We start from the raw sequence: 16,288 nt of genomic DNA, 5'->3' as shown, positions 1-16,288 counted from the left end.
CCTGCTAACCGGTTGTGACCAGGATCTGGCTCCGGAGAGGGAGGTCACGGGCCCGCGGTGCCCCCTAACCTCGACGTCATGTCCCGATTCCTGGTGTCCCTGGCGCGGATCGGCAGCTACCGCAGCCTTCCGTACGCGATCGTGAGCCTCGTGCTGGCCGCGCCGATCTCCCCCTTCGCCTTCGCCGTCGCGGTGTCGTTCGAAGCCGACTCCCGGGTCCGCGCGGTCATCGCGGTGGTCGCGCTCGCGGTGCTGATGGGACTGCTGGGCTTGCTGGGGCCGGTGCGACGGCTGGGCGTCGTGCTCGCGAACGGCCTGCTCGGTACCCGCCTGCCCGCGCCGGCCCGGCGCCCGGACGCCGGCTCGCGGCTGCGGTCGGGCCTGTGGCTCGCCCTGCACACGGCGGCGAGCGGCGCCCTGTTCACCGCACTGGCCTTCCTCGGGATCACGATGTTCGTACCGCTGGCGTGGCTGACCGGCGGCCAGGACCGGATCAGCTTCTTCTGGAACGACGTCCCGCTCGACTGGTGGACGATCCCGTTCGGTCTCGCGATGGTCTTCGCGGCGGTGGTGCTCGCGGCGGCCGCCACCGTCGGCTTCCGCGTCGGCGCCACGACCCTGCTGGGCCCGTCCGCGGCCGAGCTCTCGGCGGCCGCCGAGCAGCGCGCGGCCGTGCTCGCCCAGCGCAACCGGCTGGCCCGCGAGCTGCACGACTCGATCGGGCACACGCTGACGACGTCGACCATCCAGGCGGCGGCCGTGGCCGATCTGGTCGAGGCGGACCCGGCCCAGGTCCGGCGGGCACTCGGCACGATCGAAGAAGCTTCCCGCAGCGCGCTCGAAGACCTCGACCACGTCCTGGGCCTGCTTCGCGAGGAGCCGGCGGCGAAGGAGCCGACGCGCACGCTGACCGAGGTGGACGTTCTCACCGTGCGTGCCCGCGAAGCCGGGCTCGATGTCCGGCTGGCCGTCACCGGGCCGGTCGCGACGCTGCCGGCCACGGTGTCCCGCGAGGGCTACCGGATCGTCCAGGAGGGGCTGACCAACGCGCTGCGCCACGCCGGCCCCGGCGCGGTCGACGTCCGGGTCGAGGTCGGCCCGGACCGCCTCGGCATCGCGGTCGTCAACGCGCTGCCCGGCGAGGGGCCGCGGACCGGGCGCCGCGGGCTGGCCGGGCTCGCCGAGCGCGTCGAGGCCCTGCGCGGCGAGCTCGACGCCGGTCCGGACGGGCCGCGGTGGCGGCTGAACGCGTCCATCCCGCTGCGGGCGGGCGCGTGACGCCGTCGGTGCTGCTCGCCGACGACGAGCCGCTGGTCCGCACCGGGCTGCGGGCCCTGCTGGAGCAGCAGGGCCTGCCGGTGGTCGGCGAGGCGGCCGACGGCGGCGAGGTCCTGGCCGCGGTGCGGCGGACCCGGCCGGACGTCGTGCTGATGGACGTCCGGATGCCCGGAGTGGACGGCATCGAGGCCACCCGGCAGGTGCTCGCGGCGCTCGCCGAACCCCCGAAGATCCTGGTCGTCACGACGTTCGACAACGACGACTACGTGCACGAGGCGCTGCTGGCCGGGGCCAGCGGGTTCCTGCTGAAGCGGGCGCGCAAGGAGGAGATCGCGCACGCCGTGCGGACGGTCGCCGCCGGCGAGTCGCTGCTGTTCCCGAAGGCGATCCGGCGGCTGGTGCGCGACCGGCCCGTGGGCGGGAAGCACGCGCGGGCGGCGAAGACGCTCACCCGCCGCGAAGCCGAGGTGCTCCGGCTCATCGCCACCGGATTGTCCAATCAGGACATCGCGGCGGCGCTGGTGATCAGCCTGGAGACGGTCAAGACCCACGTGGGCAACATCTTCGCCAAGCTCGGCGCCGGCAACCGCAGCCAGGCCGTGGTGATCGCGTACGAAGCCGGGGTCGTCAAGCCGGGGCACCTCGCCGGACAATAACCGACGTGCTCCCGGTCACCCACGCGAAGTCATGAGTTCGGCCAGCGGCCACTCTCCGGTCACCTTCAGTCCCTTCGCGGCACACATGCGGGAGGACTAATAGCCCGTGTCCGATATCCGGGCCGTACCTCCCGAATTCCCCGAAGTTCCCGAACGAGGAGAAACATGGCTTCGCTGTTCGCCGGCCGCCGCCGGTGGCTGGTCGCGGGCGCGCTCGGCGCCGCGCTGATCGCCGCCGCCCCGGTCGCCCTGGCCACCAACGGCTCCGACAACGCCGACGCGCGCTCGTCGGCCGGCACCGGTGACCGCACCGCCGACGTCCGTGCCGCGATCCAGGGCGGCCACGCCCGCAACGTCATCCTGTTCCTCGGCGACGGCATGGGCCAGTCGGAGATCACCTCCGCCCGCAACTACGAGCGCGGCGCCGCGGGCCGGCTCGCCATGGACGAGCTGCCGCTGACCGGTGACTACACGACCTACGCGGTCGAGCAGAACAACCCCGGCAAGCCGAACTACGTGACCGACTCGGCCGCGTCCGGCACCGGCTGGGCCACCGGCACCAAGACCTACAACGGCGCCATCTCCGTCGACGCCTACGGCAACGACGTCCCGACGATCCTCGAGATCGCCAAGCGCAACGGCCTGCGCACCGGCGACGTCACCACCGCCGAGGTCCAGGACGCGACCCCGGCCGTGCTCGGCGCGCACGTCGTCAACCGCGACTGCAAGGGCCCGGTCGAGACGACCGCCAAGTGCGCGAAGAACGCCAAGGAGAACGGCGGCCTCGGCTCGATCGCCGAGCAGCTGGTGCAGACCCGCCCCGACGTCCTGCTGGGCGGCGGCGCGAAGTACTTCAACCAGCAGGTGACGGCGGGCAAGTTCCAGGGCAAGACCGTGCTGGACCAGGCCAAGGCGGCCGGCTACAACGTCGTCAACACCGCGGCGGACCTGGCCGCGGCGAAGAAGGGCAAGCCGGTCCTCGGCCTGTTCGCCGACGGCAACATGCCGGTGAACTGGACCGGCCCGGCGGCCGTGCACGGCGGCACCGCGCCGTCCCGCTGCACGCCGAACGCGAAGGTGCCCGCCACCCAGCCGAAGCTGGCCGACCAGACCCGCAAGGCGCTGGAGCTGCTGGACGACCGCCGCAGCGACAAGGGCTTCTTCCTGCAGGTCGAAGGCGCGAGCATCGACAAGCAGGACCACGCGGCCGACCCGTGCGGCCAGATCGGCGAGACGATCGACTTCGACGCGGCGATCGCGGCGGGCACGGCGTTCGCCCGCAGCCACCCCGACACCCTGGTGCTGGTGACCGCCGACCACGGCCACAGCAGCCAGATCGTCGAGCCCACCGCCACCCCGGGCCTGACCGCGACCCTGATCACCAACGAGGGCGCGAACATGACGCTGGCCTACGGCACCGCGGAAGCGGGCGGCTCGCAGTCGCACACGGGCACGCAGGTGCGCATCGCGGGCCTCGGCCCGCAGGCGGCCAACATCGTCGGCCTGACCAACCAGACCGACCTGTTCGGCACCCTGAAGCGCGCCCTGAAGCTGCGCTGAGTGGTGGGGCAGGCCCCCGGGTCTTTCCGGTGGTCTCCCCGATACCCCCTGGTGCCCGGTCCCCCTAGCCTGGGGAAAACCGAGACACCAGGGGGTTTTCTCATGCGGAAGTCATTGCGGGCCGTCACCGCCGGCACGCTCGTCGTGCTGCTCGCCGCCACCACGGCGGCACCGGCACTGGCGGCGGCGAGCCCAGTCCAGGCGAGCCTGGACGTGCTGACCGCCCAGGACGGCGTACCGGGGGCGGTGGCGGTCGTCCAGGACGGCCGGCGGACGCAGGTCACCCGCAGCGGCACGGGCGACGTCGCCACCGGAAAGCCGTTCCCGCGCAACGGTTCGTTCCGCGCGGGCAGCGTCACCAAGACGTTCGTGGCCACGGTGGTGCTGCAGCTGGTCGCGGAGGGCCGGGTGCGGCTGGACGCGCCGGTTGCGCGGTACCTGCCGGGGCTCCTGCCCGACCGGCGGATCACCGTCCGGCAGGTGCTGCAGCACACGAGCGGGCTCTACAACTACACGGACGACCTCGCACTGACGGACCCGGAGGCGTTGCGGCACCGCGGCGCCGAGCCGGCCGAGCTGGTGGCGATGGCGCTGAAGCACCCGGCGCTGTTCCCGCCCGGCACGAGCTGGTCGTACTCGAACACGAACTACATCGTGGCGGGGATGCTGGTGGAGCGGGTCACCGGGCACGATCTCGGTACCGAGATCGCCCGCCGGATCACCGGCCCGCTCGGCCTGCGCGACACATATCTGCCCCGCCGCGGCGACGAGCGGCTGCCGGCACCGCACGCGGTCGGTTACGTTCCGTTCGACGGCAAGCTGGTGGACTTCAGCGACTTCGACGCAACGATCGCGGGCGCGGCGGGCGGCTTGGTCTCGACCCCGGCCGACCTCGACCGCTTCTACGGCGCCCTCCTGAGCGGCCGGCTGCTGCGCCCGGCGGAGCTGGCGGAGATGCGCCGGACGGTCCCGGCCGACCTCGGCATCCCGGGCGCCGGCTACGGCCTCGGGCTGGGCAGCGTCCCGGTGTCGTGCGGAGTGGTGTGGGGGCACGAAGGGGGAATCCCCGGCTTCACGAACTTCGCGGGGGTGGGCCCGGACGGCCGCCGGGCGGCGGTGGTGCTGAACGAGAACCCGACCCCGGCGGAGACGAGCGGCCACCTGCTCGCGGTTGTGGACACGGCGGTGTGTTCTTAGGTCGGCGGCTCGAAACTGTCGGTGGTCGGCGGTAGTGTGGAAGACGGGGGGCGCCCCCGCGGGCTGGTGTTCATTCTGCGCGCTGGCGGCGACCTGATGTTCATTCAGCGCAATCGCGGGCCGATGTGTCGCGGCGGGCGGATGTTCGACTCACCGCCATCGCGGCACGGGCCCCCCGCGCGGTCCGCTAGGTGTTGCTCAGCCACCCGTGCGCCGAGCACAGCAGCTCATCCGGCCGGGGGCAGCAGATCCAGCACTTCGGTCCACGACCGCCGGACATCAAGGCGGTGCAGCGTCACCCCGGCGCCCGCGAGGGTGTCGAGGTGGCGCTGCCACGCCGGGTGGTGCTTCCGGGTGTCCTGGATCTGGTACGCCACCACCACCGTGATCCCCGGCGCGCCCAGCACGTCGCCGAGGACCGTCAGTGCCTGGTTGTCCGCGATACCCAGCGCCAGCTTCGCGACCGAGTTCGCCGAAGCCGGCGCGAACAGGAACACCGACGGGTCCGGATGCGGCCGCGGCTCGCCCGGCAGCCGCGACACGCTGCGGATCGGCAGGTCGGTGCACGCCGCCAGCTCGTCGAGGCCCCCGGCCGACTCCAGCCAGCGGTGAGCCGTCGGGGTCAGCGTGATCGCCGGGCGCCAGCCGCGCTCGGCCGCCGGGCGGGCCAGCTCGGCGGCGAACCGGACGTCCAGCCCGCCGCACGAGCTGGCGACCAGCCCGAGATCTCTCACGGTTTGCGCAGCACGGCGCAGAACATCGCGTCGGTGCCGTGGCGGTGCGGCCACAGCTGGACGTACGGCCCGTCACCGAGCTCCGGGACGCCCGGGAAGAACTCGCGCGCGTCCACCACCTCGGCCTTGAGCCGCCGCGCCGTCTCCGCGAAGACGCCTTCGGTCTCGGCCAGGTGCGGCGAGCAGACGACGTAGGTCAGCGCGCCGCCCGGCCGCAGCAGGTCGTAAGCCGCGGTGATCAGCTCGCCCTGCAGCTTCGTCAGGTCCGCGACGTCGGACGGCTGACGGCGCCAGCGCGCCTCGGGCCGCCGCCGCAGCGCGCCGAGCCCGCTGCACGGCGCGTCGACGAGGATCCGGTCGTACCCCGGCTCCAGGCCGCTCTCCCGGCCGTCGGCCACGTGCACCTTCACCGGCAACCCGCTCGTGGCCTTCTCGACGAGCTTCGCGCGGTGCGGCGCCTTCTCCACGGCGTCGACGGCCGCCCCGCTCAACGCGGCCAGCGCGCCGAGCAGCGCCGCCTTGCCGCCGGGACCGGCGCAGAGGTCGAGCCAGCGCTCGTCGGTGCCCTCGATCGGCACCTTCGTCGCGGCGATCGCGCAGAGCTGGCTGCCCTCGTCCTGCACCGCGGCCAGCCGCTCGCGGACCGGCTCGACGTCGGCGGGGTCGCCGGCGCCGGCGGGCAGGCGCACGCCGTAGGGCGAGTACGGCGCCGGGTCGCCGCCGGTGATCGCGGCGAGCTCGTCGGCGCTGATCTCGCCGGGACGCGCGACGAGGTGCACCTCGGGGCGGGCGTCGTCGGCTTCCAGCGCGGCCTTGAGGCCGGCGCCCTTGTCACCCAGTGCTTCGGCGAACGACCGCGCGATCCAGCGCGGGTGCGCGGTGCGCAGCGCGTAGGCCCCGATCGGGTCGGCCGCCTCGTCCGGCGCCAGCTCGTCGAGCCACGTCGTTTCGTCCTTTTCGGACACCTTGCGCAGGATGGCGTTCGCGAAACCCGTGGCCCACGAACCGGCTTCCGCGCGCACGAGGTCCACAGTGGACGTCACGGCGGCGTGCTCGGGGATGCGCGTGCGCAGCAGCTGGTAGACGCCGAGGCGCAGCGCGTCGAGCACCGCCGGGTCGGTCTGCTTGAGGGGGCGCTCGGCGCAGGACTCGATGATCGCGTCGAGCAGGCCCTGCGCGCGCGACGTGCCGTACGTCAGCTCGGTGGCCAGCGCCGCGTCCCGGCCGGTGATCCGCCGCTCCCGCAGCAGATCCGGCAGGACGAGGTTGGCGTAGGCGTCCTTCGTCCGGACGGCCGCGAGGACGTCGAACGCGGCCTGCCGGGCCGGGTCGACCTCCGGCGGGCGGCGCGGCCCTTCCTTGCGCGGTGCCGGCCGGCCCCGCTGGGGCCGTGACGGGCGTCGTTCCCTGTGGTCGTTCACCGGAGGCGCTCTCCCTGGTCGATCCTTGTTCCGCGCGCCCAGTCGGTGGCCGCCATCCGTTTCTTGCCGGGCGCCTGGACTTCGCCGAGCCGCAGCGGCTTCGTCGCCGTCCCGACCAGCACCCGTTTGCGTTCGACCACGATCTCGCCCGGCGGCGGGCCGGGTTCGTCGAGCACCGTGACCGGGCCGAGCTTGAACCGCTCGCCGCGGAACTCCGCCCAGGCACCCGGCTCCGGGGTGACCGACCGGATCTGCCGGTCGACCGCCGGCGCCGGGTCGGCGAAGGACACCCGCGCGTCCTCGACCGTCACCTTCGGCGCGTAGCTGACGCCCTCGGCGGGCTGCTCCCGCGCGACGAGGCTGCCGTCGGCCAGACCGTCCATGGTGAACAGCAGCAGCTTGGCCCCGGACTCCGCGAGCCGCCCGAGCAGGGCGCCGGCGGTGTCGGTGGCCCCGATCGCCTCGGTGACGACGCCGTAGACCGGGCCGGCGTCCAGTTCCTTGACGATCCGGAAGGTCGAGGCGCCGGTGATCTCGTCCCCGGCGCGGATCGCGGCCTGCACGGGCGCGGCCCCGCGCCACGCGGGCAGCAGCGAGAAGTGCAAATTCACCCAGCCCAGCCGCGGAATGTCGAGGGCGGCCTGCGGCAGCAGCGCCCCGTAGGCGACGACGGGGCAGGCGTCCGGCGCGAGCTCGGTGAGCCGCGCGAGAAAGGCGGGGTCCCCGGCGCGCGAGGGCGTGAGGACCTCGATGCCGTGTTCGTCGGCGAGGGCACCGACGGGCGACCGCACGACCCGCCGGCCGCGCCCGGCCTGCGCATCGGGCCGCGTGACGACGGCGACGACCTCGTGCCGCCCGGAGTCGAGCAGGGCACGCAGGGCGGGGACCGCCGGGTCGGGAGTGCCGGCGAAGACGAGCTTCATCGGCCCACCCCCGGCGGAAGCAGGGTTTCAGGTGGCTGGAACATCGGGGCCGAGTCTAGAAGGCCCCGTTCAGCTGGGTGCGGCCAGCTCGGGCCTGGTTGTCCACAGGGTCACCGCGATGGGGACAACCAGGCTCCGGCAACGTGCTTTCACGGTTTTTCGTCGGGGGGTGCCGATAGGCTGGACAAGGGCACGCCCCCCAGGGAGGGCGGGGGCTTCTTTCCCGTCGGTGCCGGGCCGCTGCGCATGCGAGCGGCCTGCCTCTCCCGAGCGGAAAGCCCCTACGAGCGGCGTGCCCGCCTCTCCCGACCGGGAAAGGCGGGCCTCGGCCCTACCAGCGCGCCGGCCACACCACCTGCGCCGCACCCTGCCCGCGCCGCACCGGCTCCGCCGCCGCCAACCACCGGCCGTCGCGCAGCCGCTCCACGCCCGTCGCCGCGCCGATCTCTGCCGGGGCCGTCGAGAAGCCCTGGCCCCGGGCCTGCAGCTCCGCCGTCTCCGGCTGGTCCAGGAAGGCCTGCTCCACCTGGGCCGCCGCCGAGTTGCGCTGCGACGCCCGCGGGGCCGCGATCGCGTTCTCCAGTGACAAACCGCGGTCGAGGCGGCCGAGGATCACCTGCAGCACCGTCGTGATAATCGACGCTCCGCCCGGGGAACCCGTCGCGAAGAACGGGCGGCCGTGGTCGAGGACGATCGTCGGGGCCATCGACGAGCGGGGGCGCTTGCCCGGGCCCGGGAGGTTCGGGTCCGGCACGCCCGGCGTCACCGGCGTGAACGAGAAGTCCGTCAGCTCGTTGTTCAGCAGGAACCCGCGGCCCGGCACGACGATGCCGCTGCCACCCTCCTGCTCGATCGTCAACGTGTAGGCGACGACGTTGCCCCACTTGTCCGCCACCGTCAGGTGCGTCGTGTTCTCCCCCTCGTACGGAGTGGGAGCCGCCACCGAGCCCGCGGCGCACGCGGCCGGGTGCCGGGGGTCGGCCGGGGCGACCGGGCTGGTCGCCGCCTTGTCCTTCGAGATCAGGCACGCCCGGGAGTCGGCGAACCGCTGGCCGAGCAGTTCGCGCGCCGGGACGTCGACGAACGCCGGGTCGCCGATCCAGCGGTTGCGGTCGGCGAAGGCGAAGCGGGTCGACTCCAGGAAGTACTGCAGGTAGTCGGCCTTGCTCGCGTGCTTCAGGTCGAAGTTCTCCAGGATGTTGAGCGCCTCGCCGACCGTCAGCCCGCCCGACGACGGCGCCGGCATGCCGTAGACGTCGAGGCCCTCGTAGCGCGCGTGGGTCGGGTCGCGCTCGATGGCTCGGTAGGCGGCGAGGTCACCCGTGGTGAGGTTCCCGGGGCGGGCGTTCAGCGTCGAAGCCGGGTCGACCGGCGGCTTCTGCACGGTCCTGGCGATGTCCGCGCCGATCGGGCCGCGGTACAGCGCGTCGACGCCGGACCGCTCGAGCTGCGCGTACGTGGCCGCCAGGTCGGGGTTCTTGAAGACCGTCCCCGGCGCCGGGGGCGCGCCACCCGGCAGGTACAGCGACCGCGTAGCCGGGAACGCGGAGAACCGCGCGGCGTTGTTCGCGATCTGCGTCTGGAACGTCTGGTCGACGACGAAGCCGGTGCGAGCGAGGTTCTCGGCGGGCCTCAGCGACTTCGCCAGCGATCGCGTCCCCCACTTGCGCAGGGCTTCGGCCCAGGTCGCGGGCGTGCCGGGCACGCCGACGCTCAGGCCGCTGGTGACGGCGTCGGCGAACGCGAGCGGCTTGCCGTTTTCGACGAAGAGGTTCTCGTCGGCGGTCTTCGGCGCGGTCTCGCGGCCGTCCAGGGTGTGCACGCGGTGGGTCTTGGCGTCGTAGTAGACGAAGAACCCGCCGCCGCCGACCCCGGCGGAGAACGGGTCGGTGACGCCGAGCGCGGCGGCGACCGCGACGGCCGCGTCGACGGCGTTCCCGCCGTCGCGGAGGACCTGCGTGCCGATCGCGGTGGCGTCGGCGTCGATGCTGGCGACAGCGCCTCCGAAGCCGACGGCGACCGGCGACTTCGGCGTGGGTGTGGCGGCGGTGGCGGGCACGGCGGCGCCGGCGGTGAGCACGGCGGCGACGGCCAGGACGAGCGTGGTGCGGCTCCAGTGCGCGGGCATGCGAGCGAGTCTGCCCCTTGGTCAAGGCGGCTTCAAGACATCGACCGACTTATGCACGGTTCTCGGATCGCTTCCCGACCGGAAGACTGGGTGGCGGAGATCGCTCAGCGACGTGGAGGAAACCCGTGCGCCTTTCCGCCCTGCTCCCCTTGCTTTCCGCCGTACCGATGTTCGTGCTCCCCGGCGTCGCCGCGGCCACGCCGGCGCGGAGCTGCTTCGACGCCGCCGTCCCGCTGACCGTGGAGGAGCAGCGGCTGACCGCGACGATGCCATCCGGTGGGCCGGCCGTCGGCCCCGAGCTGGTCCGGCTGGCCGGGCTGGCTCCCTTCGTCGCCGAGGTCGAGCACGACCTCTGCGCCGCCCGCACCCCGCGCCGGGCCGAACGGGTGGTCACGCAGGCCGGTGCCCGGCTGTGGCGGACCGCGGTCGACCGCGCCCAGGGCCGCACGCCCGGCCTCGGCACGCTCGACCGCTTCGACGACCGGCCGCTGTACTGGGCGCGGCTGCAGCTCAGCAGCGCGGTGCGGCAATGGCGGCCGTCCTTCGCGCTTCCGGCGTCGCAGCGGGTGTCGCTGCTCGCGGCGTTCGACCGCGGATCGCGCGGCCTCGACGACGTCCGGTTCCCGCTCGGGAAGACGCGGCGGGTCATGGTGAGCGGCTTCGACCCGTTCCAGCTCGACGGCGCCGGTGTCCGGATCTCGAACCCGGCCGGCGCGGCGGCCCTGCAGCTGGACGGGCGGATCCTCGCCACGCCGTCGGGGCCGGCCGTGGTGCAGGCGGTGAACTTCCCGGTCGTGTGGGGCTACTTCGACGCGGGCATCGTCGAAGCGGCCTACGGCACGGCGTTGCGCGACCGCGCGCGACGACCGGACGTGATCATGACCATCAGCCAGGGCCGCCCGGGCCGGTTCGACATCGAACGCTGGGCCGGCGCCTGGCGCGGCGGCTTCCCCGACAACAACAACGTGTCGATCACCGGCGGCGTGCCACCGGCCGCGGGCTGGCCGCAGCCGGACGTCCAGTTCATCGAGACGACGCTGCCGTCCGACCGGATGCTGGCCGCACCGGCCGGCGCCTACCCGGTGAACTTCAACCAGGCGTTCTGCGTGTGGCCGGACGCGGCCCACCCGGGCACCGGAACCCCGGTGTGCCGCTCGGACGCCCCGGCCGCGGGCGAGATCGCCGCCTCCGGCGGGGGCGGGAACTACCTGTCCAACGAATCGATGTTCCGCAGCAACCGGGTCCGCACCGGCCTGGGGTTGACGTCGGTGGCCGGCGGGCACCTGCACACCCCGGTCCTGGGCCAGCCGACGGCCCCGGACGCGCTGACGGACGCGGATTTCGAAGCCCGCCGGCAGGCGATCGCGGCCCAGGTGCGCACGTTGACGACGGCGGCCGCGAGCGGTCCCGGCACCGCCGCTCCGCCCGGAGTCGCGGAATCGCCGCGAGCCGCGGTGGAATCGTTGCCGGGCACGGTGCTGCCGGGATGGGCAGCGCACGGTTCGCCGTCGGGGACGTAGGCGCTCCCTCACCGGCTGCCCGCACAATGGGTGATACACCCACCCGAAACCGGATTCATCACGGAATTACTTTCGCATTCCGACCCCGGTTTCCGGTCGTACACTGAGCGGATGGGCAGCCAGGAGCAGCAGGCACTCGATTCCCTCTACGCGATCGACAATGTGCTGACGATCGATATCACGCTGCCGCCGGCGGACTGGGACGCCGTGCGCACCGAGCAGCCCGCCGGCGGGGTGTGCAACTTCGACTGGACCGGCGGTAGCCGTTACACCTGGCGGAAGGCGACGTCGGTCGAGCTGTCCGGCACGAAGTTCCCCGCGCGGACGGCGTTCCCGGACGTCGGGATCAAGAAGAAGTCGTTCTGCGGCTCGATCAACAGCGACAAGCCCTGCCTGCACATCGACTTCGGGAAGTTCCTCGACGCGAACAAGGATCCGGTCCGCGAGCTGATCGGGTCGCGGTACCTGACGCTCAACAACTCCGTCCAGGACCTCTCCTACGTCCGGCAGCTGCTCGGGTACAAACTGTTCGAGCTCGCCGGTCTCCCCCATTCCCGCGGCAATCACGCTCAGGTGCGCGTGAACGGCGTGCCGATCGGGCAGGGCGTGGCCGGCGTCGACAGCCCCGGGGTCTTCGTCAACGTCGAGCCGATCATGCCGCGGTACATCGAGCGCAACTTCGGTCACCCGGACGGCAATCTCTACGAACTGGAACACCAGGACGACTTCGTCGCCGCGCGGCTGCCGCTCATCGGGGTGGAGCCGCTGTCGAAGTTCGACGACAAGGCCGATCTGCGGTTCGCCATCGACCACATCGCCGCGCACGGAGTGGCCGGCGCGAGCGAAGTCTTCGACCTCGACCAGTTCATCAAGATCTACGCGATGGAGTTCTTCCTCAAGCACTGGGACGGCTACTCCCGCAACACCAACAACACCTACGTCTACAACGACGTCGACGCCGTCGCCCAGCCGGGCGTCGACGACATCGACTTCAAGCTGATCCCGTGGGGCCTCGACCAGACCCTCCAGCCCGGCCGGCACTTCCGGCTCGACACCGTCGGGCTGCTCGCCAAGCTCGTGCGCGACGACCCGGCACGGCGGGCCCAGGTGGTCGACCAGGTCCGCAGCTACCGCGAAACCGTGTTCGGCTTCCGGACCCAGCAGGACGTGCTGAAGCCGTTGCTCGACGGGATGGGGACCCTGCTGGCCGGGCTCGGCGTGCCGGACCCGGCCACGCAGCTCACCGCCGTGCGGAAGCAGCTGCGGCTCGCCGCGTCCGCCGGCTACCTCTGCGGCGGCCTGCCCGGCGCCGAGGGCGCCTACGTCCGCGACGACGTCACCAACGAGTGCCTGCACGCCAGCGGCAGCGAAGCCATCCCGGCCACGGCGGCCGAGCCCGGCGGGGGCGAGGTCGTGCACCGGCTGCGGCCGGCGAACATCGACGACACCGATCTGTGGTGCTTCGCGCCGCTCGGCACCGGGCAATCGGTGGGCAGCAAGGCGTCCGGCCGGGTGCTCCACGCGACCACGACGACCTCGAGCCAGGGCCACGAACTGCTCTGCACGCGCGCGGCCGACGACTCCGGCCACGCCGACGAGTTCTCGGTGACCGCGATCGACCCGGTCGGCGACGAATTCGCGTTCAGCGGCTATTTCACGATGACGAGCGTCCGGACCGGGCTGGGCGCGGCTTTCGGCACGGATCTCACGGCGGCCGGGAAACCGCGGGTCCACCAGGATCCCACGCCGTCGACGCTGTACTTTTCCTGAAAATCAGAGAACCGCGTAGCCACCGGCGTCGTCGACGATCAGGATCCGCCGGCCGCCGTCGATGGGAAACGTCGTGACGCCCTCCGGCTTCGCGGTCCGGTGGAAGGTGACGTCGAGCAGCCCGGCGTGGTCGTCGGCGCGGTGCCACGCGGCGAGCCGGAAGGGCGCGTCGCCGTGGCTGGTCGAACGCCCGAGCAGCAGCAGGAATTCGCCGGTGGCCGCGTCCCCGGAAATGTCCCGGATCCCTTGCGTCCCCTCCGGCCGGGGCAGCCGCAGGTGGATCAGTTCGGGCTGGCCCAGTGACGCGGTCGTCCACCGGGCGCCGCCGACGTCGGCGGGCACGCGGACCAGCGTGACGCGGCCCGGGCTCGCCGGTCCCCGCAGGCCGAACAGCAGCGCGCTCGCCTTCCGGTCCCAGGTCAGGCCTTCCACGTTGAGCCCGCCCGCGTCCGGTTCCCGCCGCCCGGCCGCGGCGAGCGCGGGTTCGCGGGCGAGCAGCCAGTCCCGGAACCCGGCCATCGGTTCCGCGGGCAGCTCCCCGTGTGGCGAGTAGCGGACGCGCACGAGGCCGTCGCAGCGCCGGTTTCCGTCCGCGACGCACAGAGACGATGAGACGACGAGGAAGATTTCGCCGTGCACGTCGACCCGGGTGAGGCCTTCGGGATCGCGCAGCATTCCCTTGCCGACGCCGGCCAACGGGCGGCGGTGAATGCGTTCGACCGCGAAGATGCCGGGATCGAACGTCATTTCGAACAAGGCGGTGGGGTCTTTGTTGTCGATGAAGACGAACCGCCGGAAATCCACCTGCGCCACCCCGGAAGCGTTGAACGGCTCGGTGCCGTTCCGCTCCGGGAAAGGTACCGGCCGGACCTTCGTCATGGACCCAAAATACCGCCATCGCGCGGCGGAAATCCGGAAAATCAGATCAGGTCGAGCGGATCCACCTGGATGCGGATCGGTTCGGTGGCCTTCCGGGCGTCCCGGCGGGCCGCCGCCGCGTGGATCGAGGCCGCCAGGGCCTTGCCCTCCGCGCGGGACACGCGCACCAGCGCGCGCTCCCGGTCCGCGTTGCCCTCCTCGTCCAGCTCGCCGATCGGGACCGGGCCCAGGACCTCCCCGGACGACGGCAGCGGCAGGTCCTCCAGCAGGGCCGCCACCGCGTCCGGGCTGCCCTCCACGCTCGCCATCCGCATCGCCGGCGGGAAGCCCAGCTCGCGCCGCTCCCCCAGCTCCTGGGCCGCGTGCCAGGCCGGGTCCCAGCGGACCAGGGCCTGGACCACCGCCAGCCCCGCCTCCGCGCCGACGATCACGCGGCCGCCCGCCGTGGCCGGGCGGACCAGGGCCGCCGCCGCCATCCAGCGGCGCAGGGTCTCCTCGCCCGCCCGCAGGTCCTGGCGGCCCAGCAGCGCCCAGCCGTCCAGCAGGAGGGCCGCGCCGTAACCGCCCTCCGCGACCGGCTCCGCGCCCGGCGTGCACACCACCAGCGCCGGTTTGCCCGGCACCGAGTCCAGCACCTCCGCGGCCCCGGACGTACGGACCGGGATGCCCGGGAACGCGCGGCCGAGCTCCTCCGCCGTCCGCTTCGCGCCGACGATCACCGCGCGCAGCCGGACCGAGCCGCACGCCGTGCAGCGGAACGCCGTCTCGGGGACGCCGCACCAGCGGCAGGCCGGGGGTTTCGGCTGCCCGTCGAGCGAACCACCGGGCAGGGCCAGCGGCCCCGCGCACCGGCGGCAGTGCGCGGGTGTCCTGCAGTTTCCGCAGGCCAGGCCGGGCACGTACCCGCGCCGCGGCACCTGGATCAGGGCCGGGAGGTCCGCCGCGAACGCCTGGCGCGCCGCCTCGAAGGCGACCGCCGGCAGGCGCGCCACCCGGGCGGCCTCGTCCCGGGCGACGTCGAAGTCCTCGCCGACCGGGGTGACGCGCGGGGCCGCCGCGCGCAGCGTCACGCGGTCGGCCAGGACCGGTGCGGCCCAGCCGGACTCGACGAGCAGCTGGGCCTCGGCCGTCCGGGCGAAGCCGCCGACCAGCAGCGACGCCTTCGCCGCGTGGGCGCGGTCCATCAGGACGTCGCGGACGTGCGGGTACGGCGCGTGCTGGTCGAGGTGCAGGTCGTCGCCGTCGTCCCAGACGGCGAACAGGCCCGGGTCGTGGACCGGCGCGAACATCGCCGCCCGCGTCCCGACGACCACCCGCACCGCGCCGCGCAGCACGGCCAGCCAGCGCCGGTACCGCTCGGCGGGCCCGAGCCCGGCGATCAGCGCCACGACGGCGTCCTCGCCCACGACCGCCGCGCAGGCCGCGTGCACCCGGGTCAGGTCGCGGTGGTCCGGCACCACCAGCACCGCGCCCCGCCCCGCGGCGGCCACCGTGCCGGCGGCCTCGGCGAGCCGGCGCGGCCAGTCCTCGCCCGGCAGGGCCTGCCAGACGGCGTTCGCGGGCTTGCCCTCGGCGAGGGCCTCCACGAACGCCGGGCCACGCTGGTAACGCGCCCAGGCCGTCGTGTCCGGCGCCTCCGGTGGTCCCGCCGGCGGGACCACCGGTTCGCCTTCGGCCTTGGCGTGCCGCGGCGGGATGGCGAGCCGCAGGACGTCGGACAGCGTGCCGCCGTAGCGGTCGGCGACCGCCCGGCACACCGCGTGCAGCGACGGCGGCAGCACCGGCTCGGCCGACGTCACGCGGTCGAGGAACGCCAGCTTGCTGCCGTAGTCGCTGGTCTCGCCGCGTTCGATCAGGTAGCCGTCGACGAGCTGCCCGGCGAACCGGACGCGGACGCGGCAGCCCGGCACGGCGGTCTCGTGCAGCTTCTCGGACACGAGGTAGTCGAAGGTGCGGTCCAGGTGGGCCAGCGGGATGTCGACGACGATCCGCGCGACCGGCAGCTCGGGGGCGGGCGACTGGGCGCCCTTCGCCTTCTCCCCCGGCTTCGGCGCCTTCTTCCGGGCACGCGAGGGCGCCGCCTTGGCAGCGGGCGGCTTCTCCGGGAGGTCCCAGAGAGCTTCGGGCTCGGAACTGCTCACGCCGTGATCTCTACCAGACCCCACCGACAGCCCCGGCGCCCAGCCCGCGGTGAGCGCCGGTCGTGAGTGGTAAGGCGGGTT

12 protein-coding genes are annotated in these 16,288 nt (G+C 73.5%); 6 read left to right on the top strand and 6 right to left on the bottom strand.

What is annotated here, in order from left to right:
- Positions 1 to 78 precede the first annotated feature (78 nt).
- The 4 genes from C2L58_RS04470 to C2L58_RS04455 all read left to right on the top strand — a co-directional run bounded on the left by C2L58_RS04470 (position 79) and on the right by C2L58_RS04455 (position 4,691).
- A complete protein-coding gene (locus C2L58_RS04470; protein ID WP_103336060.1) occupies positions 79 to 1,278 on the top strand; it encodes a sensor histidine kinase in 1,200 nt (399 codons plus the stop codon).
- Entirely contained in the window at positions 1,275 to 1,934 is a 660-nt protein-coding gene (locus tag C2L58_RS04465; protein ID WP_103336059.1) for a response regulator transcription factor, read from the top strand. Before C2L58_RS04470 ends, C2L58_RS04465 begins: the two co-directional genes overlap by 4 nt.
- A gap of 165 nt (positions 1,935 to 2,099) precedes the next feature.
- Positions 2,100 to 3,494, top strand: coding sequence for an alkaline phosphatase (phoA, locus tag C2L58_RS04460; RefSeq protein WP_103336057.1), 1,395 nt, complete (start codon positions 2,100 to 2,102; stop codon positions 3,492 to 3,494).
- Between the two features lie 102 nt (positions 3,495 to 3,596).
- Entirely contained in the window at positions 3,597 to 4,691 is a 1,095-nt protein-coding gene (locus C2L58_RS04455; RefSeq protein WP_233225545.1) for a serine hydrolase domain-containing protein, read from the top strand.
- Positions 4,692 to 4,918: 227 nt separating this feature from the next.
- Here C2L58_RS04455 and C2L58_RS04450 read toward each other — a convergent pair whose 3' ends face one another.
- The 4 genes from C2L58_RS04450 to ggt all read right to left on the bottom strand — a co-directional run bounded on the left by C2L58_RS04450 (position 4,919) and on the right by ggt (position 9,897).
- On the bottom strand, positions 4,919 to 5,425 hold the full coding sequence (locus tag C2L58_RS04450; RefSeq protein WP_103336054.1) for a flavoprotein: 507 nt from the start codon (positions 5,423 to 5,425) through the stop codon (positions 4,919 to 4,921).
- Positions 5,422 to 6,846, bottom strand: a complete 1,425-nt coding sequence (locus C2L58_RS04445) for an RsmB/NOP family class I SAM-dependent RNA methyltransferase (protein ID WP_103336052.1) — start codon at positions 6,844 to 6,846, stop codon at positions 5,422 to 5,424. The genes C2L58_RS04450 and C2L58_RS04445 overlap by 4 nt, the downstream gene beginning before the upstream one ends.
- Positions 6,843 to 7,769, bottom strand: a complete 927-nt coding sequence (fmt, locus tag C2L58_RS04440; RefSeq protein WP_103336051.1) for a methionyl-tRNA formyltransferase — start codon at positions 7,767 to 7,769, stop codon at positions 6,843 to 6,845. Before fmt ends, C2L58_RS04445 begins: the two co-directional genes overlap by 4 nt.
- Positions 7,770 to 8,100: 331 nt before the next feature.
- Complete coding sequence (gene ggt, locus C2L58_RS04435; RefSeq protein WP_103336049.1) at positions 8,101 to 9,897, bottom strand: gamma-glutamyltransferase; 1,797 nt, start codon at positions 9,895 to 9,897, stop codon at positions 8,101 to 8,103.
- A 125-nt stretch (positions 9,898 to 10,022) separates the two neighbouring features.
- Between ggt and C2L58_RS04430 the strand changes: the two genes are divergently transcribed.
- Entirely contained in the window at positions 10,023 to 11,417 is a 1,395-nt protein-coding gene (locus C2L58_RS04430; protein WP_103336048.1) for a hypothetical protein, read from the top strand.
- Positions 11,418 to 11,528: 111 nt separating this feature from the next.
- A complete protein-coding gene (locus tag C2L58_RS04425) occupies positions 11,529 to 13,187 on the top strand; it encodes a CotH kinase family protein (protein WP_103336046.1) in 1,659 nt (552 codons plus the stop codon).
- Between the two features lie 3 nt (positions 13,188 to 13,190).
- On the opposite strand, the gene C2L58_RS04420 is transcribed toward C2L58_RS04425, so the two are convergent.
- Positions 13,191 to 14,066, bottom strand: a complete 876-nt coding sequence (locus C2L58_RS04420) for a hypothetical protein (RefSeq protein WP_103336045.1) — start codon at positions 14,064 to 14,066, stop codon at positions 13,191 to 13,193.
- 41 nt (positions 14,067 to 14,107) lie between these two features.
- A complete protein-coding gene (locus C2L58_RS04415; protein ID WP_103336043.1) occupies positions 14,108 to 16,207 on the bottom strand; it encodes a primosomal protein N' in 2,100 nt (699 codons plus the stop codon).
- Between the last annotated feature and the right edge of the window lie 81 nt (positions 16,208 to 16,288).

Source organism: Amycolatopsis sp. CA-126428, assembly GCF_002904335.1.
Lineage (GTDB): Bacteria > Actinomycetota > Actinomycetes > Mycobacteriales > Pseudonocardiaceae > Amycolatopsis.
The sequence above is the reverse complement of the archived record's forward strand: the minus strand, read 5'-3'. Positions and strand labels throughout refer to the sequence as shown.